Here is a 22,279-nt window from a genome sequence, read left to right on the forward strand (position 1 = left end):
TCCACGGGACGTTAGTCCAAGTCGAATCCGTCCACGGTAAATTCGTCCCACATCGTCGCCAACGCTTCGTCGACACTTTCTGGCTCAGATGTGGTGGTAGGTTCCGATTGAACCGCCAATACCGCTTGTTCGGCTGAAGACGAAGTAATTTCGAACCCACTCGCCAGGACCGCGTCACGCGGATCTAGGCCACCGATCTCACGATCGTCATGCGTGGAATCGACCAGTTGGATCTGGCGTCCCGCCAAGCCGGTCGAACTGGCCGAAGCAAAACCGGTCGTGACCGCGGCAGCGACCGATCCACTTGGCAGTACAAACTCGCTTTCGACCAACTCGCCAGCCGAATTGTTGATACGGCTCAACTGGTTGATCACCTTCAACGCATCCGCAGCCGAAACTCGGCCGTCGCCATTGGTGTCGTAGTAATCCGGTGGCGGAGCACCGATCGAGCTGACCGGTACAAAGCTAGCACCGTCCAAGCTGCGGCTTAGGAAGTTGATCACGCGAAGTGCGTCGATTGCCGAGATCACACCGTCAGCGTTAACGTCTTCCGATAGCGAAGTCAGCGGGTTCTGGTAACTCGATTGGTTCAGCGTCAAAGTCACCGTGACCACGTTGCTGAAACGACCTGTCGAATCCGAAACACGATAGGTAAAGCTATCCGTTTCGCCCACACTGCCTTCTTGGCTGGCATAGGAGAACGTGCCGTCGGTGTTCAACTGCAAGGCGCCCTTGGTCGGTCCAACCACGTTGTTCATATCGATCAAGATGGTTTCACCATCGGAGTCAGAATCATTTCGCAACAACCCGGCTGATGGATTGACGATTTGCAACCGTCCACCAATCGGCACGTTGTAACCGTCGCTAACCGCAATCGGTGCATCCGGCACGCCGGCCACGTTCAAGGTGAACGAATCGCTAACGCGGAACGAACCATCGGTTGCCGAGATCTCGATATCCACCGATCCGAATTGATCAGGCTTCAACGTGATTCGCATCTCGTTGCCGGGGAAGGCAATCGACTGGACCAACGGGTGAGCTGCGATCTGAGCCGCAGTTGGATTGACAATATTTCCAAGGCGAGCGACTCCGTACGTCAATTGCTCGTTGTCGGGGTCAGCAAAGACGCCTCCCAAATCAGCGATCACGACTTGGTCTTCGGTGCCTGACAATGGATCAAGCGTTCCGATCACGCTTGGTGGATCCGGCGTGTTGTTGACCGTTACGGGGATCTGAACCGTCACACCCGCGTTGCTGGTATCCGTCGCTGTGACCGACAAGGTCGCCGTTCCAAAGCTAAACGGTGGGAACTCAACGACCAACGTGTTGCCGGTCAACGTCGTTGACACAACCAATGGGTTGCTAGTCGTGACCGCAAAGGTCAAGGGATCACTTTCAGGATCACTGAACCATGTCGTAAGGTCATAGGTGACCGACTCGGTTTGCGTTTTGCTCTCGTCGCGAGTGATCGACGTCACCGCCGAGTCACCGTTGATGCCGATGAAGGACGGGTTATTATTCACACCGCCAACGTTGATTGAAACCGCACCTGTGGCGACAGCACCCAAGTTGTCCGCGACCGAATACTGGAAGTTATCAATTCCGCTGAACAAACGCGGCGGAACGTAACGAAGATTGCTGCCTTCCATGGTGACTATACCACCATTGGAAGTTGCAATCGGGAATTGGCTGGCAACCAACGACACCGTTTGGCCGGCGGTGACTTCGTCATCCGGCCCGGCTGTGTCATTGTCCAAAATTCCCGCGGTCGTGCCGTTGGACCGAATTGGAATCAACAGAGCAACGTCTTCTTGACCCACGTAATTGTCGGGCTGAGTTCGTGGTGCATCGTTGACCGCTTGGAACGAAATCGTCACGGTTCCAAGCTTGCTGGAAACTTCGCTGACCTGGCCCGCACCCGGAACATCGGCAACCGAGTAATTGAACGTATCAACGGTTGTGCCGTTGTAATCCGCAGGTGGCGTGTAAGTCACACTCTGGCCGTTGTTGCCAATGACAACTCGACCACCAAGCGTGGTGAATCCCGATCCACGTGAGCTCGACACGCTGTTGATCACAAGTGGCTGGCCGGTCTCGTTAGCAGGGCCCGACACATAATTCGAAGCAATCAAGCCAGGCAAGAACACGCCATTGACGGTCGTGTCGGCCGCGGCAAACGTTTGCACTTCGTCTTCAAGAATCGACCGGCTAACGATCACATTGGTGGACGTTGCCACTGGTGGATCGTTAACAGGATTGACCGTGATCGTGACCGAAATCGGATGCGAGCTCACCAGTTCATTTGCAGGATTCAATGGATCGACGTCACTGACTCGAGCCGAAAAATTCACGACGCCGTTGAAATTAGCAACAGGTGTGAATGTGAACGTTCCGTCGCTGAACAAATTCAGTTCGCCCGCTGGACTTCCCGATGGCATCAACAAAGTTCGAACACCAACGTCGTCACGGAAGATCGCGACAGCATCTCCGTCGGCATCAATAACACCGGACAGCAGACCGTTGTCATTCGCAGCCGATGTCAATGCACCGCTGCCATCGAGTGCTTGCAAGGTACGATCTTCATCGACGGTGAACGACCGAGTAGTGGACGCAATCGTCGGCGGCAATCCAGGCAACAAAGTCAAAGCGTAATCTTCGACTTCACCTGACAATGCCAAGCCAGTTGGGGTCAAGCCACCTTCGCGTGACACGCGGAAGCGAGCGTACGTTTCGGTTGGCCCCGTCGGCACCGGAGCAGTCGCTGGCACAACGATACAGAATGTTCGCGTGTTGACTTCGCCGGTGTCTGCGAAGATGTTCGAAACGGATCCCGTCAAGTTTGCGGGGCACAGTTCGTCACGACGCGCTTGGGTCGTCGCGTTCTCAACCATCGGCAAGACTTGTTCGCCCGGATCATCCCAGTCGCCGTCGGCATTAAAGTCGATCCAAGCCTCGACAATCCCTGCACCAGTGACACTGACGTCAATCGGCATGGACACGCCACGGTTCAAGACGCCGGCGGGGTTGGTATCGCTCGTGAACACCACGCCGTCTTCATCGTCCGCACTGACCACAACGGTCGCACTGGTCGATCGAATCGACGCTGGCCTCAGCGGGCTCTCATTGATTGCCGCGATGATCGCCGCGGTTATCGAAGTCGGCGAAGTTGGATCGACTGGCGAGATTGCAAAGTTGTCTTCGTCGAAACGACCATTCAGATCAAATTCCAACGTCGCACGTGCCACGCCGGTATCAATCGTGATCGTGTCACCATCGCGAGTCAAAGGATTGACCGCACCGGATTGCACAACGATTTCCAGTTCGCCACCGGTCACCGTGACACCGAACAACAGACCACTGCTGAATCCAGAAATCTTGGTGTCGTCACCGTCGGCTGCCACACTTGGCGAACCATCGGTGTCGGCATCAATGAACTGACCTAAGAACAGCGAGTCATCGACAACGTGCCGCGGGCCATTGTTCGCATTGCTGGTCGGGTAACGCCCCGTCACACCCGCGACCGGGTCTGGCGCGTCGCCATAGTCCAGTCCAACCGTTGGCATCAAGATTGTGAACTGAGTCGTTTGGTCGCCACGGTTTGGCTCGAGCGGATTGCCCGCCAAGTCGGCGATCGCAGGCAATGCGTAGTTCGAAATGGGTCCGTCAAACGCAGCACCACCGAGAACGAACAGCGAGTTGCCGCCACGATTTTCGGCTGACAATGTTGTGACTGGGGTTTGGCCAGCCACGTTGACGCTGTTGATCGCGTTGATCAACGCCTGTTTCACTTCCGCAGCACTGAACGCTGGCGAAATTCGCACTGGCGTTGCTCCGCCCGGAATACCAATCAAATTCAACGTCGGCGCCGAACTGACGTCGATCACGGTCCCCGGCTGATCGTTCAAATTGACACGCCCGGTCGGATTGCCGTTCGCATCCAATTCGGCAACCGCGTTGACCTGCAACAATCCCTTATTGTTGTTGATCGCAGCAGCCAAACTGATGGCGACGTCACCGACACTACTGCCCGTTTGGAAAGCGACTTGCACATTGCCAGCTGCGGTACCACCGCCACCAACCGCCGCTTCAAATTCAAACGTGACTTGCGTCGCACCCTGACGAATTGAAACCGTTTCGCCGTCGCCAACGATGCCGCGGCGAAGCGACGAACCGCTCAGCCCAGGAATCGTAACAAATGGGTTCGTCGGATCAGTGAAGCCATTGGCGTCGACTCGATTGGACGCGATTCGACCAAGTGAAATCTGCCCGACACCTCGATTGATCGCCGTAATCCCGACGCCTGCACCGTTGATCGCGGTGACCAAATTATTGGCGACGATATCCACTGTGCTGAACGCGTCGTAAGGAACTACAACGGACGTGCTCGCACGCGGTGGTGTGGTATCAAGGTTGTTCTTGAATTCGAAGATCACATTGTTTCCGGCGTCGTCAATCAACAACAACGAACTGCCCGTCGTGATGCTGCCACCACCATCAAGTGGCAAGGTTAGCAGCAGTGGACCGAAGACTTCGATCGTCGACGCTCCCGTCACAGACGGTGCTCCCGTCAACTGCAACGAACGTCCCGTCAATGAAACGCTCAGTCCTTCTTCGCCCCCGATGGTGACCACTCCGCCTGTGATCGGCCCCACACCGTTTAACGGCAAACCAGTGATTGGTGGAAGAGTGCGGATTGCGTTTGAAATCAGCCCCGCCAATTCATCGGCTGTTGTGGCGCGATTCAAATTGATCGGCACATTATCCAAGCCAACCATGTCGTTGATCAAATCACCGTTGACATCACGTTCATCGGTTCGGTTGAGTTCCAAAATCGACGGTGCGGAGCCGTCGACTGACGTGATCACAATTGTGTCACCGTCGACGGGTGTGCGACTAACGCCAACAACACTAAGAAGTCCACCAACGACCGATGCTGAACCATTCACGGGCAGGTTCAAGTAGACGGACAATCCATCGCCAGCAAGTGAACTGGTCAATCCCAAGGCAGATGCATTGACCGCATCTCGCATGGCGATCGCAACGTCGGCGGCACTCAGACCGTTGACGTCGATGACCGTCGCGCTCGGGTTCGTCGTCGCACCGTTGGTATCGAATTCGAATGCAACGGTCGTGTTGCCGTTGTTCACAAAGAACTGGTTGCCATCTTGGATACCTGATGGACCAACACCCGTCGCTGGAACACGCAGCGCCAAGGTTCTAGCAGCTTGGATCAAACCGCTTCCTGTCGTGCTCGCCGTCGCACCAGATTCGGCACCGATGATTACTCGTTTACCAAGCACGCGAACGTCGACATCAAGCGATCCGCCCTGCGTAACCGTCTGGGTTGCAATCGCCGTTCGAATGTTCTGTGCGATGCCTTCTAGGAACGTTTCCAGCAGTGCCGGATCGGTCGGAGTTTGCCCCGACGGCAATGTGATCGCCACCGAGCCCGGCAACTTCACACCATCACTATCTAATTCAAACACGATTGCCGGATTGACGCCGTCATTGATGCGGAAGATGTCCCCATCGCGAAGCCCACCCGCATTGGTGCCGACTTCGGGAACAATCAATGTGATCGTTTCAGGGACGGTCAATTCATAACCCGACTCAAACTCGAACGCCAACGTTCCGCCATTGGTGTCAGTGATCAACAACTGATCGCCGTCTTTAACCAAGCTCGGATCCGGCGCGGTCAAGACAGTGCGGTCTTGGTTGTTCAAAGCGATGCGATACGAACGATCGTTTTGCCAAATACCAGCCAGCGGTGTCAGCGTGATTACGTTTTGCGTTCTGTCGTAACTGAACGTGTAATCAAGACCTTCGACCAACAGTCGCTCATCTTCGAATACCGTTACGTTTGCACCCGACGATCGTACACCGGCGATTGCTGGAACAACCACGGTATCGTCGTCGATGCCCAAACCGCTGAATGGATCGGAGGAATCCCCGGTGTCACGAAGTTGAATTCGGAACTCGCGGTAAACACCGCTGGTCAGACGCAAGAAACCGGTCGACGGATCCACATCGATGCCTCCGGCATCGTTGTCCATCGGCACGTTGATGATCGCCGCAGGCCCGACAAAGTCAGCGAGTTCGTTCGAACCGCGATCCTTAAAGATTTGGCTTCCCAAACCGCCGGGAGGTGCCACATCGGGATTGTCCGCACGCAACACCCCGTTGATGTCACGGTTCGGCGCCAGCACGTTGCTGATCGGTAAGCCAACCGAACTGAGCAGTCCGGCCAAACGATCACGTTCGGTCAGTGAGTTGACCGAGCTGTCGATGATCACGGAGTTCGACGCCGGCAAGAAGTTGCCGCCTTCGGGATTGACGAACAACGCATCATCGTTGCCAAGGGTGATATTGAAGTCATCCGTGCCGCCATTCACGTTGCTCGGGCCAGGCGTGATGCCGATATTGCCGTTCGCGACGAAAGGCTGAGTCATTTGCTGACGGAAAACGTTGTTCGCAGTTTCGATATGCTGGAACACGTTGGCCGTCACGATCGTGATGGCCTGTTTCGGATGCACATTGGGGTTGCTAGTGCTGACTGCGAAGAAACCGGTCGGCGTTGCGTACTCGTCGACCACACCCTGATGCAGATTCGAGAAGACGTTGTTGACGACCGTTCCGCTGCTGCCGCCGGTCAATAGGACGCCGGTTTCAGGCAACAACTGATCGATATTTACTCCATTTGCTGGATCCAAACGCAGACCGGCCGCGGCAGCTTCGGGGCTGATCGTGATATTGGCAGCACGTTCGACCAAGACATAAAGTTCCGAGACGCCACTACCTAGCGTCGACGTTCCTGCGAAGCCAACCGAACCGACTTGCCCCGTCCGGTTGTGACCGAACTGAGTGAAGTCACTTGTGGTTGGGAACAATCGCAATCCGGTGTTGCTACCATCGGCTCCACCAAGTGCCGTCGCCAAAACGGGGCCGAGAGGTCCCGACAACCCATCGGGCCCGTTGGCAAAGCTATGGTTTGGCAAGGGCGGATTTGGGAAAGTTGCACTCGAGGTAAAGGCATCACCGCTGATCGCGTAAGCGATCGCCTGAACGATGTCCGAAACTCGGAATTCATTGTTTGCCTGCAATGGAACGTTAATGTTTCCGTTCGCAAGCACTCGGCCGCCTTGGCCGTTTGTAAATTCAAACGTTCGCTGGTTTGTCGGCGCTCCCGCCGCAACACTTAGCTGCGTGTCAGCGATTTGCGTAACGGTGAAGGTCGTTCCATAGAAATCGGCAGCTTGAGTACCGGTGTTGGCACCGGGGAAACGAGTATTGCTGCCGTTATCGACCGACATCACGAACGTTCGCGGAGCAATGTTGCTGATCGCAATGTCGTAGTCGCCCGCTGGGCTGGTGCCTGCAACACGTCCCGATGTTGAAAGCGCGTCATAGACCGAATTGCCTTCGGACGAAACACCGACAAAATAGGTTCCGGTGTAAAGCGTGGTGAAGTCCAAGAATGGATCTTCTGCTCGTCCAACCGCTGAATCGGCGGCGGCCGCAGCGGCGGTGTCCAGGTAGTCCGGCGCCGCGTCACTGGTGCTGATCGCCACCTCGACACCACTGGAATCGAATAGACGCAGTACAGTGTTAGGACCGCCTGCGACCGTGTCAACATCGACAGTCAAGCGATCGCCTGCGAACAAATCAACGCGGTACATGTCCACGTCCGCAGTCAACGACGCGACACTGGGCGAATCGCCCAAGGTTGCTGTTCGAGTGAACGCACCGGTATGCCCCGATCCGATCCGAGTATCGACAGCCTGGAATAAAACGTCGTTCGGTTCGACGGTCGGATCACCACCAAATCGCGAGGCCGTTCCGTCATTACCATAGATCGTGTTATTGACGATTCGGCTGACCGGTTGCGGTGCATCGTGAATCGGGGCAAGCCCGGTCAAATCGAACGGATTCAACGCTGGAACCGGCGGCGGATTCAACTGGGAAAACGAGAAATCGATGTTCGTAACGCCTTCGATGTAGACAGCCGCGTCGGTTGCCAACAGGAAGTTATTGAAGAACCCAAAGTCGTCGAAGAGCGACGAGTCGGCCCCGCGAAGCGAAGTCCCTAGTGTTGCCTTCACCAAAGGACTTAACCCGTTGGTCACCAAAATACTGCTATTGATCGCTTCGTAGATCGCCAACATCACTTCTTGACGAGTGTGGGCAACCGAGCGTCCGTTGTACGGCGCACCATCGTGACGAATATAGATCGGCACGTGTCCATCAGCAAATCCGTTGCCACCGAGTTGACCACTACCGCCGGCTGTTGTCGCGTCGCCACCAATGTCTTCGAACTCAAAGATCACTCGCGTGTCAGCGGCGTCGACAACCATCAATAGGCCGTCTGAAATTGAGTTACCGAACAAAAACGCGCCGAAGACGTTGTCGCCATCGCCGAGATCAAACGTGCTGGAGTCGATCACCCAAGGGCGAATTTCTCCTTCGACTTTGATGCCAGCGAAGCCGGCTTGATCGATCGTGTTGTTTCGAATCACGATGCCCGGTGTTTGTCCACCGACGACTTCGTTGTTCAAAGTTGGCAGGTTGCGAACCGCTCCCGGGTTGGTCGTGCCAACCGGACTGGCGTCTAGGAACGTTCCCGTTCGATCTTCCGGATCCACACCGCGATCGCTTGGTTCACTAAAGATACCGATCGCTCGCACGTTGCTGATTTTGTTGGAATCAACGATCACTTGGCTCTGCGACCGGATCACGTTCGAATCGCCAATTCCCTTGTTAAAGATCACTGGCAAACGAAAATCTCCGCCAGCCGGATCAAGCGGCTGATCGGCCGCAGGCAAATCATCGGCCCCGCTCAGTTCGATGAAGTCACCAAGCACCAAGCCGGAGATCGCGACTTGGTTATCGTTGAAACCTCCGGTGGCCGAACCGGTCGAATCCGATGCCTGAATTTGGATGGTCGAACGAACCACCGAAAGGTTGATTGCCGAACGGATCGCGTCGGCAATTTCGGACTGCTCGCTGGTTGCCGTGTAAGGGACACGAATGTTGCCGGGAGTAATTCCCGCCGCGGTATCGAGGTCGAATTCGAATTTCACACTGCGGACACCATCGCTAAGCGTGAAGGTATTACCATCAACAAGTTGCGAAGCATGCGGCGCAACGATCGTTGCGACCTCGCCTTGACGAGAGTTCGTGTCAAATGTCGAGTTCAGAATGAATCCACCGGCCGATGGTGTTCCATACTCGGTTCCCGGACGAACTTCTAACTGGTATTCGCCAGCTTGCGTCGTCGAGAAACCAGTCACGCCGACATCACCCAGCGCGGCGCCCGTGATCAGCTCGCCGCGTTCGGCGAACCCGATCATGAAGTCGTCCAAGAACAAGCCTTCGGCAAAAGTACCGGTCCCGCCACCGACGTTGTAATTGAACTGGATCTGAATGTTGGTGTGTCCGGCAAAATCCGACAACGATGCAACACCTTGTCGCCAAAAGTTGCCGGTGATATTTGCAACCAGCGGAACATCCGTCAGCACAGTCCCGGATGGGTTTTCGTTACTGGTCACCCGTACTGAAACGGTGTCACCGGCATCCGGGGAATAGAAATAGTTGAAGTAGAATCGCGGCAAGTCGCTTGGACCGTAACCGGCCAAGTCGAATGGCACGCTCGTCATTGTGCCAGCTGGCTCGCTGCGATCAAAATGGTACGACTCGTTGCCCGGATCGCCACCACTGTTGGGGTGGTTCTCGACCGACACGTTCAGCTCATAGGATCCCGTTCGCGGACGCTCAGCAACGGGTAGCGAGAAGAGCCCTGTTGTCGCGTCGTACGCTGTGTCTTCCGGTGAAACAGCGACAAAGTAGGTCCCCGCTGCCAGGTTCAGTTCCAAGTACGGGTCTTCACTAAAGATTCCGAACGAGAAAGTAGGCTCGCTTCCGAAGGCTCCATCGCTTGCTTGACTAAACCGGTTCAACCCGCCGAAGACGAGCGCGCCTGTGATGTCGAACACTTGCAACTTCAAGTCAACGCTGTTCGGATCCGCCTGCGTTGGGAAACCGTCGGGCAACGTATCAGGATCGCGCACGCTTGGATTGACGCCATTATCAATGTCCAAGATGACCGTCGAACCATCGACCGCGACGTCGAACCGATAGATGTCAACCACTTCATTCGTGGTCGAACCGAATACCGTCGTGTGAGGAATCAGTTGTGACGTGTTCTGGAACGAGTCACCAATATTGGGGTCGTTTTGAAGACTCCAAAGTGGCGCGAACGTGTCGAGCGATTGAGCATTAATGAACGTATCGTTGTTGCCACCGAATTCGAATTGATCGCTGGCCGGATACAGATCATTGTTTCGCGAACCGTTGAAAGTCTGTGTACGTTGGTGCCCCGGATCAGTCGCACGATTCGTCGTCACCGTCCATCCCGGATTCAACGTATTGCGGTCAAACAACGATGTGTCGTTGCGTGGCGCAAGGGCCGTTGATCCGCCGATTTCTTCGACGTGATCTTCGAACAAACGTAAAATCGACTCGATCGGTTCGCGACGTGTGGTGATCGCGTCCAGCGCGTCCGCTGTCACTCCATCGCCAACCACACCTACGTAATAGGTGCCTTCGCTCAACGATACTGGACCGATCAGTGGGTCGCCCGTTGACACCGAACCGCGAGTCAACAAGTCGATCGCACTGCTGACAACAGGTTTGGATTGATCATCAAGCACATTACTGTCTTCGCCAACGAAGATCAGTTGAGCCGGCAAAATGCCGTCTTCACCATCGGAATCGTAGTAAACCAACAGCGTTGTGTTCGGACGGCTGAAGCCGTCTGCGTAATCGATGTCAAAGATTGTGCTGGTTTGCAATCCAGAGGAAACGGCACTATTGACGTCGATTTGATAGAAGTCGATATCATTGGCGGTCGAAAGGGCACCGCCCACGCTTAGCGACTTGTCCTTGCTGACAAGCAAGTTACCGATGTATTGAGCCCGATTTCCGTTGATCGTGTCGCTAGAAACGATCGAACCGTTGTCGGTGTCGCCACCGAATCCAAAGAACGAACCATCGACCGACTCATCTTCTTGTGCATCGCCCAACAGTGGCGAACTGCCTGGTAAACCACGAACATGGATACCATTGTTGGCATAACGGATATCGGCATAGCGAACGACGCTGCCAGCAAATTCCTGATCTTCGCGAAGTCGAACCTGGAAACGATATCCGCCATTGGTGATACCACCGGTCACATCACCGGGATCAACCGACGCACTGCGCACACGGAAGAAGTAAACGCTGCGAGTTCCACGGTTGCCCGGCAGGGACAACGACAAACCAGCGTCGCGTGGGTTCATTGAACCAAAGTCTTCGTACAGTCCACCGACACCAAATTCAGTAAACTCGTCGGCACCGCCTTGCAGTGACCCAACCGTTCCAGCAACCAATGGCGACACACCTTCCAGAGGCGTGCCGGCGACTTCGTCGAAGCTGTTATTGCTGCGTGCGAGCACATTGCCGTTGGCGTCCAAGATCTCGATGACCGAATCCAGCGTGAAACTGGTTTTGTCGATGTCGACCCAAATTCGAGTGCCTGCTTCGGCAGTAAAGCTGTAAGTATCGACGTCGTTGTCAGTTTGCAAGAAACCTTCGACTTCGAAACCTAGTCGCAGTTGATCATCACCTGACAGAACATTTGGCGCGATCGCGCCGAGCACTTGCGCGTTTGCGACCGTGCCATTCAGACCAGGTGCTGTTTCCGACGTGATGGTTTGTTCTAGGATGTAGTCAACGTTGCGATCGTTGCTGTATTCATCCAGCAGAATGCTGCGCCAGTTATTACCTTCTGGTCGCGATCCAAAGCTGTCGCCGTTGTTGTCAGTGAACTGACGCCCCTCGGGGGTCAAACCGGCACCGACGGTGTCGTCCAGAAAACTGGTCAAGACAACTGGCGAACCAGGCAAACCGACGATTTGAATCGATCCGCCAACACGATCCGCCGTACTTGAAAGCGAACCAGTCGCTGACAGTCCCGTCCCCGACGATTCGCTGAACGGTGATCCAGCGCCATCCAACTTGACAACAAGACTTTCGTCAGGACGGCTGATCAAACGCAACCCACCTGACGAGTGCAGGTTATTGACTTCGATCGTATCGAACAACAAGTGAACGATGTCAGTATCGTCCCAAACACTTTCGGTCGACAGCACGCCACCGCGAATTTCAAGACCGGTGATTTGACGCGACGCAACGCCAGTCGCGGGGACGTTTTCGTACCGGTTCAAACGAATCAGCGGACCGTAGTTATCGTCAAGCGATTCGAATCGTTCGATCACGCCCGTTTGGCGTCCCAAATCGACCAAGCGTTCGGCCGACATCGAATCACTGTCGATGTCGATGATGGTACCGCGATTGTCGACGAACGTATTGCCAACAATGGTCGGCTGTGAATCGCGAACAAAGATCGTTGAAGGAGTGATTCCTAGGCGACCAAATCGACCGACCGGACCGGCACCATCTTGACCGTCTTCGTTGAATTCGAACCGACCGTTGGTGATGCGTGCATCAGCTTGTTGCAATTCGAGTGCAGCGAAGCCTCGGCTTTGACCGCCTTCGAGCAAACTGACACCACCACCGTAGGCAACGGTCGCGTGATCCAAACTGACAAACGACGTAGGCGCGGCGTAGATTCCCGACCAGTCACCGCGGTTGGCAACAATTTCGCCGCTCGCCGACCCGTTGTCGTTGTTGGTATCGAACGTTCCGCCGCTGCCGAATCGATCATCAGCGTAACTGGTAAAGACGATTGGAGCGGCCGTGGTGCCTTCGGCCAACAATTGGGCGCCTTGTCCGAGTTCAAGCCGCGAACCACGGAACTTCAGCACTGTGCCGGGATCGATCACCAACGACGCGTCCAAGCGACCGCGAATTCCTTCGCGAGTCAGATCAAGCACACCTTGCGAAGTCGAACCATCGTCAATGAAGGTACTAGCGTTGGCGTCGAGTGTTGCGACCAGTAGATACTGGCCAGAGGATGGATCCAGGCGATACAGCCGACGTGACACGTAATCCGAATTTGTCGGAACCGGCTGCAAGTTCAGCAACTGAATCGACGAATTGGCGGCCGCCGTTACAGTAGCCGAGGGGTCGCTAGCGAGCGATTCGAAACCGCCACCATCAACGAACACTAAACGGTAATCGTACGTTCCGGCAACCAGCGAACCACCGGCCAATGTTGCAAAAGCCGTCGAAGCGAGGTCCGGCTGAATGCCGTCTTGAATCGAACCACCAGGCGTACCGGCGATAACCACGTTTTCGGGGAAGTAGTGCACGACGTCGGTGTCATCGAATCGCCCGGCAAGCGTCAATTCACGCGGCGGCGTTCCCGGCGTCGTCACGACTCGGATAAACAAACCGTTGATGCTGTTCTCGACCAAAACATTGTCGTAGATCGACGGCCCGACTCGGGAGTAGTCGGCAGTGAACGCACCAGCCTGCTGGAACTTCGGCGCTTGGAAACTGGTTTCTTCGAAACTGTCTGGCGAAGCGCTGATCGCCGCGTCTGCCGAAAAACTGATCTCGTTGAATGTAATTGTCGGACGCAGTTCGAATATTTGAATCGGGTTGACGAGCTGTTGAATTGAGTCGATCAACAGGTTACTGCCACCGCCATAACGAATTTGCGCGTGATTGACCGACTGCAGGAAGATGCCTTCGTTTTCAAGATCAGCGCGACCTTCACTGAGGTCCAAATCACGACGGAAAACCAAACCGCCCCAATCGCCAGGCGACGGCGAACGGCCGGCACTGATGGTTGATGAGTCGGCATCCGCATCGCTGATGCTGGTAAAGATAACGCTGCCGTCACTGTACTTCGACAACACATTGTTCTCGTCACCAATCAATGATGACGATGGGATTGCGCCGGTCGGCGAGATGTTAACCAAACGTGGCGTGCCTAGCACTTGCAGGGCACCGTTGCTGCGGTCTTCTAGTAAACTGCTGCTGCCGACGCCAATTCGAGCACTGCGCAGTTTGATCACTGCACCGGCGTCAATCATGGTCGTGACGCCCTGCGGAACTTCTAGGTTACGACCGTCTTCTAACGTCAATCCGCCCGTCAGCGAGACCCCGACTTGATAGCTAAAGTTGTCCGCTTCGGTCGCGATGTTGCCGTCTTGTCCGCCGTTGCCAACGATCCGAACGATGTCGCCGGAAAGGGCAGCGTCAAAGGCATTCGCAACCGCCGAGTTGGCTATGTTATTGAACGGATGGTCGAGGCTGCCGTCTGCATTGGGTCCCGCCGACTTGTCGACAAAGATATTACGACCCAGCACGTCTCCACCGCGGAAATCAACCGAAGTCTCGATCGATCGTTCGCCTGTGAATTCCAATCGACTGCTGATCTGACTGACTTGGACGCCGGTCGCGCCGACCTGGCTGCGAACTGCTTGGGCTAGCGCTGTCGCCAATGAACCCGATGGCGTTTCAGCTCCGGTCAAACCGGTGCTGTAAGGAACAGCAACATTACCCGGCTTCGGACTCGCTCCGTCGGCAACAAATTCATAAGTTCGAATGGCACCGTTCGCGCCAATGATCTGAATCGTTTGCCCCGGCGAGATACCTGTGCCATTGGCCGTAAAGTTGATTTGACGGTTTTCGGGACGAGTTTGGAACCAGAAATTCTTGGCTCCACCGGGCGTGCCATCACCATCACCGTCAATCGGTGTACCAGGCACACCGATGCGAGGATTATCCAAATCGCGAATGACTTCGGTTTCATCAACTTGCTGTTCGAACTTCAACTGCAACTCATACTTACCCTGCGTTAGCCCGCCATATCCACTAGCCGGAATCGTTGGGTCGTAAGTTTCGTTACCGCTTGCCGCGACGCCGACGTAGTAAATGCCAGCGCCCAACGTGGCAATGATTCGTGAATCTTCGCTGAAGTAATCGTCGTTGCGGCTAATTTGAACAATGCCGCCCCCCTTCAACAGAGCGCGTTGGATCGGCGCGTTGCTCGCCCCGACGTTTGTCGTCGCGGCGCCAGTCGTCAACGTCGCGCGTACCAAACCACTGGCGAACGCATCATTGTTGATCGCGTTGACAATTGAACTGACAGGTACCGTGGTCGTCGTGCTGTTTACACGCGGAATGTCAACGACGATGCCGTTGCTGATCGGATTGCCAAGGGAGTCGCGTTTCTGCGTGATTCGAATCGCGCTGTCACCGCCGACGCGATCACTGCGAATGAACTCGATCGAAACGTTGTTGCCAAGCTTGCCCGGCGCCATTGCATCGAAACGAACGGACAGCGAATTGCCGAGCCCAAAGTCAGAGGTCGTCGATGCGGCTTCTTCTTTGAAGAGCTGAAGGGATGTGTCCAGCGAACTAGAGTCTTCCAATCGTTCAGCGAATGTTTCCGCCGTCAACGTACCGACCCGGTCGGCGTCGCCCAAATCGATCACGAAGCGATACAAGTCAACGTCGACGCTGTCGGGACGGTGCAGATACTGTCCGTGCAGAATGTCATAATTGCCAGGGAACGATGGCTCGTCTCCCTTTAGCGTGTTCTCGTTCGGCGAGTTGATCGTCGCATTCAAGAACGTTGACGACAACGACATCAGCGTTTGATTGGTCAGACCAGGTGCTTGCTCAAGCCCCAACAGCAATCCAATACCGGCTGTCGCCTTGCGCAAGAAATCCTCGCCGTAGGCGGTTTGGAAGTCCGTTTGATTGCTGAACACAATCGCCGAATCAACAAACGTCGGGTCGATCCGCAAGTTAGCGTTCAACACGCCGAAGTTTTGCAATCGAGTGCCGGGGACCGTGTTCAAACGCGAGATGTCACCAAGCGCGAATGTGATCCCTTGATCTACGGTTTCGCGAAACTGAACGCCAATCGAAGTCGACCACAAACCAAGCGCTTCGCGGATACGATCTTTTTGACGTTCGTTGATTTGGTTAAGGAACGAGTTACCGCCTGCGCTTGTCGCAAACACGCCTTTGAAATTGTACGAGATCTCGGTAATGCCGTCGGTGTCGTCGGCACCGTTGTTCCCAAACCTGCTGTTGATGTATTGGATCAATCCGTTGCCAGCAACTTCGGGCAGTTCCAATCGACCAGGGTCATCGTTGCCACCGGCTAGTTCAATCAAGAACGGTTGTGGATCGATCGACTCAGCAAACACTTTGCTGGTCAATTGATCTTGGCCAAATACACCCACGTCCAGTGCCGTGCCAAGCGTGTCCCCGACTGCTGACAAAGTCAGCGGAGCAGCACCGACGACTCGCGCGGGAATGACCGATGAACCGCCACCCGACGTGCCGTTCAAACGTGACGACACCGTGATGACCGCATTGACCGCTGGGGTAGCAATGACGACCGATTGCAATTGGGCAACCGTCGAAGTGCTGCCACCCAAATTGAAGACCACATTTCCGTCGCCGTCGAGCGCCGCCGAAAGGCCCGCGGTTCCAGAGTTGATGAAGCGAACTGTTCGTCCGGATGCGCCTTCGCCGACGGCGCGGTTGGTGAATGTGACCGCTAAACCATTGATCCCAAAGTCTGTTTGCACCGATGGTGCCACAGCGACCGTTTCGGGAACCAAGATCAGGTCGTTCCGCTGATCCACGGCCGTACCGACTCGCAATCGGAACGTGCCGCCACCAAGCGGAACGCCAGGCAATTCGTTGATGTCGGTTGCGAAGAACAAACGCGCGGTGTGCGTCGCTTGGTCGTAAATGACTTCGGTTGGAAAGTACATCGTGTCGTCAACCGTGCTGACCGTATCTTGAGTCAATAACAGTTGATAGAAACGCGGATTCTCGGCCGATCGCTCACTCGGAGTTCCCTTGATCTGGAACGGTGAGCCAGTCGAGGTCGCCGAATTCACGTTGAAGACGGTGTTGGGGTTACCCGCCGAAATCGCCGCATCGAACTCTGCCAGATTGTTGATCGCCGTGGCGACCGTGTTGAAGGTCGACCCGGTTCGATAAACGACCGTTAATGTTTTACCGGCCTTGTCGTAAGTCGCTGTCGCACCGATCGCCGAGGCATTGGGCAGAAAGCGGATCTCGGTATTGTCGAACTGGCGGTCCGTCAGGTTTGCCGTAACGGTGATTCGCTGTGCGCCAACCTGCACTTCGCCCGTCGCGCCTGTGTCTTCAACAAACAATGGATCTTCGTTGAAGTACACGACGACTTCATCACGGTTTTGGACAAGCGATCCATCAGCCAATCGTACGACCGGTTGAGGCACAACCGATTCGATCAACGCTCCGAGTCGCAGTTCAAAATTCGTCACGCTGACGCGCTGACCGCTTGATCCGGCTTGGAAGATTTCACCGGCGCTGTTGCGCAGTGCGGTGATGCCAAGGCCCGAGTCATCGAAGCCAAACACTTCGGCTTTGTATTTATCGTTTGGAAGCGCATCAGCGAACCGAACGACCACCTCGTTCGGCGCGTTATCGCCCAGCGTCACCAAGCCCGGATTGATCTGCACATCGTCCGCCGTGCCGAGCAACCCGTCGCCGCCTGCACGAGTGACGCGGATGCCGTCAAATGTGGTGGGATCGATCGACTGAGTCTCGTCGAATCGGAACGTCAATACATTCGGCGCGGTATCCCGAATCGATCCAGCGACAATCAAGTCACCCTCGTTCGGTTGGATCCCGATCAACTGAGGCCCAGCAAGCAGCTGGCGACTTTCAAGTGTTTCGAGAATGTGCTGACGCCGTTTCTTTCGGGTCAGACGAGTCTTGCTTGTCCGCGACGCTTTCGCGTCCGATCCTCGACCGCTGGAGGATGAAGACAAACCAGATGCACGCGAAACATCGGTATTGGATGCCGAAGTATTTGGACGCTTCCGCGAGGTCATAGACCGAACCTTCAATGGGATGTCGCCGCAGGTCCCGGACAATTCGTCCGGTCATTGGCAACCGCGATGGGTGGTAGTGTTAATTAAGTAGCCGATAGCGATGGGGGCGTCTGTTTCCACAGACAATCGCTTAGCGGTGATCAGAACGCTGCTTGAATAGGTGGGCTTCTGTCGGAGCGCAACCGTTGCCCCCGAGCCGAAACCCAGTCGCCGAGTATAGTTGCGGGCCAAAAACCCGCAAACATTGCCTTTAGCTTCCTACCAAACAGCAGTCAAAAACCACCGAAAAGTCGGCCGATAGTAGCGACAATGCTGCCAATCGCACGAGACCGATCCTGAACGAACCCCAAAAGAGGGGCAATGATCTCCGCTTTTCGCAGACTGCCGCGTGGCACTTGGACGAAAAGAGGGGACAAAAGTTCCCGCCTTGGGGCCTCAACGAGGCGCAGATTGCCAAGATTGCTTGCAATCGCTGTGAAAACGCCAAAGAACAGCCTGCGAAGACTGGTTCGTTCCTGTCATCGGACCACCGATACTGCAACGTTCTGACAACCAACTCTCAAAAGTCGTCTTCTTCATCGTCATCATCTCGGTCCGGATGCAGCGGATCGTCGGAGTCGAAAAACAGATCCGCCAACCCCAGCGGAACGGCGTCTCCGCCCAAAGTTCGCTTCCGCCGCTGAGCCAATTGTTCCAAATCGACGGCTTCCTCGCCCATGCACTTTTCGAGTGCTTCTTGCCAAGCCTCGTCGCGGCTGATCGGATGCGCGGGATCCTGAATCATTCGTTTCAAAGCGAATCGCAGCAAATTGATGCCGTCCCGCAGCGAGAAATCCAACTTCAATTGATGGGAATGCTGCAAAAACTCGACCGTCATGGCCAACATTTCGGCTTCGGCGAACGGCAGGTGATACTGCAAAATCGCCATTTCGTCCTGTTTGTTGGGAAAACCGATCCCCAATGTCGGCTGCAGACGGCTGAGTATGTAATCAGGAATCTCGAAGGTCGATTCGTCCTGGTTCATCGTGACCGCGGCCCGAAAGTCGTTTGAAGCGTAAATTGTGACCCCGGCAACGATCGACTCGACCAATCGTCGACCGTCGAACAGCGGTGCCAGCGATGCCCACGACTTTTCGTTCATCCGATTGCCTTCATCTAGCAAACAGATCCCGCCGGTGACCATTGCCGAGACCAACGGTGACGCGTGATATGCGATTTCGCCGCCCTGGGACAAAACTGGTGTTATCAACAGATCCTCGGGGCGTGTGTCCGAGGTGCATTGATAGATATAGAGCGGACGCCCATGCGCCTGAGCCGCCGCGATCGCCAATTGAGTCTTTCCAACTCCCGGCGATCCGACCAACCGAGGCGTCAGCGGCAAATCGGCATCATCAACGGTGATCCAGCACGCAAGCAACTGCATCAACACGTCGTGCTGGCCGATCCATTGGCCGGGCGCTGAATACGGTTGAGCTAATTTCAAACGCACCGAGTCGACTTCGACGAAACCATCTTGGATCGCGTGCGAACGGGGTGGGGTCATCCTTGGGAACTCTTGGGATTGAGTAAAACGTGCGGCTAAATCGTTTGCGAGCGGGCGGCTCGTCAAGCCTCGCTGTGATCATCGTGCTGATTATGTACGTCCGAATTCATCTTGCCGGTAAACAAAGTGGCTTCTTTGGCCGCGCCGCCTTCCGACATCGAAAGATTTTCTTCGTTGACCGCTTTCAAAATCGCGTCGATGTAGTTGTGAATCGAGTGATCCGAGAAATGATCGATCTTCCACTTGCTTAAACCGCGAAAAAAACCACGCCAGCGATCTCGACGACGAGCCAAGTGACTTAGCTTGCCCATCTTGCCGTTGCGGTTCAAGTAGACCTCACGCCCACAATGCCGGTAACCCATCAGAATTGGCGGCACGCGAGTGACGATGTCGTTGTTATTGACGAATCGATAATGCTCAAGCTTGACGAAGTTGATGTATCGATTGTCGCCAACACGCGGACTGCCGAAGGTGAAAAGTTGATCCGGATTGCTGTCGATATGCGACAGAAAACAACGTCCAGCACAGATCGTTGCCATTGCGCCACCGAGACTATGTCCGCAAAACCAAAGCGGCTGATCATTACTGATCAGCGCGGTCTCAAGCATCGGCCAAAGATCGTCGACTTCCTGTTTGAATCCTCGGTGAACTTTACCTGCGGTTTCGGCCAACACCGCAGCTGCATTTGCATCGGCCCGAACGTCGTTCCATTCATTAGGCTCGGTTCCGCGGCAAGCAATGACACAGTCGTGATCGTTGCGAACTCGGTACGCCTGTGACCCATCACGGTCGTAAAAGCTGACATCCGGCATCCCGATGATCTCACAGGCACGCCGCGTTTCATCTTCGTCGTTGTAGGCAATCATCGACAATTCCGCGAATAGCAAAGACTTTTGCAAGAACGTCAAATCACGAATCGGCCCTGTCAACTTCGAATGAATGACAAGCTTGCGTTCACCAGGATCCTGGACCGTATCGACTGACTGAATCGCTTTTTCGAGCATGCGAGAATCTTCCTTTCTTATCTTCTGAACACACTTGGCCTAATTGTCAGCTTTGAACGTTGCTTCCACCCGTTGAGCCGGCTTTAGTTGCTCGCTGCGTTGGGGATAACCGCCGCCCACATCGACCTGCATGGTCAAATGACAACGCCAGCGTTGGTCATCAGGCTCGGGAAAATCGCTGCGAAAATGAACGCCACGCGACTCGGCTCTCGCCAATGCCGAGTCGACGATGCAGGATGCCGTTTGCAACAAGTTTTGCAATTCCCAACCTTCGACGCTGTTGAACTGGTGCGTCATCACGTAGGTGGCGAATGAACGGATCGAATCGCTAGCCTCGCGAAGCCCATCGGCTGACCGTTCGACGCCTGCCAATCGTCCCATCAGGCTCTTAATCGATACGCGCACATCAGCAAAGTCGAACGACTCGGTGCTTTCGTGGACCGGGTGCGAAATCGGAAAAGCCTCCAATTTGCTGGATTGTTCGCCAGCAGCACGGGACGAGGCTTCGCCGACGTAGGCGCCGTAGACGAGCCCTTCAAGCAAACTATTGCTCGCCAATCGATTCGCGCCGTGCAGCCCGCTGCTGGTGACTTCGCCGGCCGCCCACAATCCGGGCAAACTGGTTCGACCTTGCCGGTCGACCGTCACGCCGCCAATTACATAGTGGGCCCCAGGTCGTACCGGTATCCGATCCGATGTGATGTCAAGTCCGAACTTCTTGCAAGCGATTGCGATGCCTGGAAAGCGGGCCAGGACGTGTTCAGGATCGAGGTGCGACAAGTCCAAGTACACGTTGGAGTGTTTTGTTTTGTCCATTTGGCGAATGATCGATTGGCTGACCACATCACGCGGCGCAAGCTCGGCCCGATCGTCATATTCAGGCATGAAACGATGCCCGTTGGTATCAACCAAATGAGCGCCCTCACCACGGACTGCCTCAGTGATCAGCGACCGCGATGAACCGGCAATGTACAAAACCGTGGGGTGAAACTGGATGAATTCCATGTCTCGCAGTTCAACGCCGGCGCGATAGGCGATCGATGTTCCGTCGCCGGTTGCAACTGACGGATTAGTCGATTCACGATAGACCTGGCCGGCCCCTCCGGTGCAAAGAATGGTTTCTTTAGCCCACACCATTACCGGCTGTTGACCGTCTTTAAAAATCAACGCGCCTCGACAGCGCCCTTCGAAGGTCAACAGGTCCGCAGTAAAAGCGTTCTCCCAGATATCGATATTGGCTGCTTTGCGCGTCCGCTCGATCACTGCTCGCATGACTTCGGCGCCGGTGGCATCACCGCGAGCATGGACGATGCGTTCGCGACTATGTCCGCCTTCGCGTCCCAACAGAAATTCACCGTCGCGTTGGTCGAACTGAGTACCCCAGCGAACGAGTTCCTCGATTCGCCGTGGACCTTCGCGGATCACCATGTCCACTATTTCTCGGTCACACAGATTGCCGCCAGCGGCCAGTGTGTCCGAGACATGCGATTCAAAACAGTCATCGGGATCCAAGACGCCGGCGATGCCGCCCTGCGCATAGTTGCTGTTGGATTCCCTCAGCTTGTCCTTCGTGACCACCATTACCGACCGATGCGACTCTACCGCATTGGCCGCCCGCAGTCCGGCTAGACCACCACCAATCACCAGAACATCGGTGAATCGGTGAAGGGCACTTCGTGAATCAAAGGGAGTTAAATAGCGAGGAGTGAACATTCAGACGTCTTTCTCAAGTTTTCTGCGAGCATATCGGCCACCGGAATCACCCCCGTGTATCGACAGCTCTCCTTTATACCGGATAGGCTTGTCCGCCATGAGTACGCGTTGCCGTCGCGATCGCGTCCTAGCATCGCACCAGCTTTCGCCCCACCACCGGCAGC

General features: G+C 55.3%; 4 protein-coding genes. All 4 read right to left on the minus strand.

Going from position 1 to position 22,279, the window contains the following annotated elements; all coding sequences use genetic code 11:
• Positions 1-11 precede the first annotated feature (11 nt).
• Positions 12-17,855, minus strand: a complete 17,844-nt coding sequence (locus Poly59_RS06825) for a tandem-95 repeat protein (protein ID WP_146533376.1) — start codon at positions 17,853-17,855, stop codon at positions 12-14.
• 559 nt (positions 17,856-18,414) lie between these two features.
• Entirely contained in the window at positions 18,415-19,398 is a 984-nt protein-coding gene (locus Poly59_RS06830) for an AAA family ATPase (protein ID WP_146533377.1), read from the minus strand.
• Positions 19,399-19,460: 62 nt separating this feature from the next.
• The gene (locus Poly59_RS06835) at positions 19,461-20,402 is read right to left on the minus strand and encodes a lipase family protein (protein ID WP_146533378.1); all 942 of its coding nucleotides are present in this window, start codon (positions 20,400-20,402) and stop codon (positions 19,461-19,463) included.
• Between the two features lie 39 nt (positions 20,403-20,441).
• Positions 20,442-22,115, minus strand: coding sequence for an L-aspartate oxidase (nadB, locus tag Poly59_RS06840; protein ID WP_146533379.1), 1,674 nt, complete (start codon positions 22,113-22,115; stop codon positions 20,442-20,444).
• Positions 22,116-22,279: the final 164 nt, after the last annotated feature.

Origin of the sequence: Rubripirellula reticaptiva (assembly GCF_007860175.1) — a bacterium.
Lineage (GTDB): Bacteria > Planctomycetota > Planctomycetia > Pirellulales > Pirellulaceae > Rubripirellula > Rubripirellula reticaptiva.

Bases quoted from the DNA above. Each gene is read 5' to 3' on its own strand.
- Poly59_RS06825 (WP_146533376.1), bottom strand. From the start codon at position 17,855: ATGACCTCGCGGAAGCGTCCAAATACTTCGGCATCCAATACCGATGTT.
- Poly59_RS06830 (WP_146533377.1), bottom strand. From the start codon at position 19,398: ATGACCCCACCCCGTTCGCACGCGATCCAAGATGGTTTCGTCGAAGTC.
- Poly59_RS06835 (WP_146533378.1), bottom strand. From the start codon at position 20,402: ATGCTCGAAAAAGCGATTCAGTCAGTCGATACGGTCCAGGATCCTGGT.
- nadB (WP_146533379.1), bottom strand. From the start codon at position 22,115: ATGTTCACTCCTCGCTATTTAACTCCCTTTGATTCACGAAGTGCCCTT.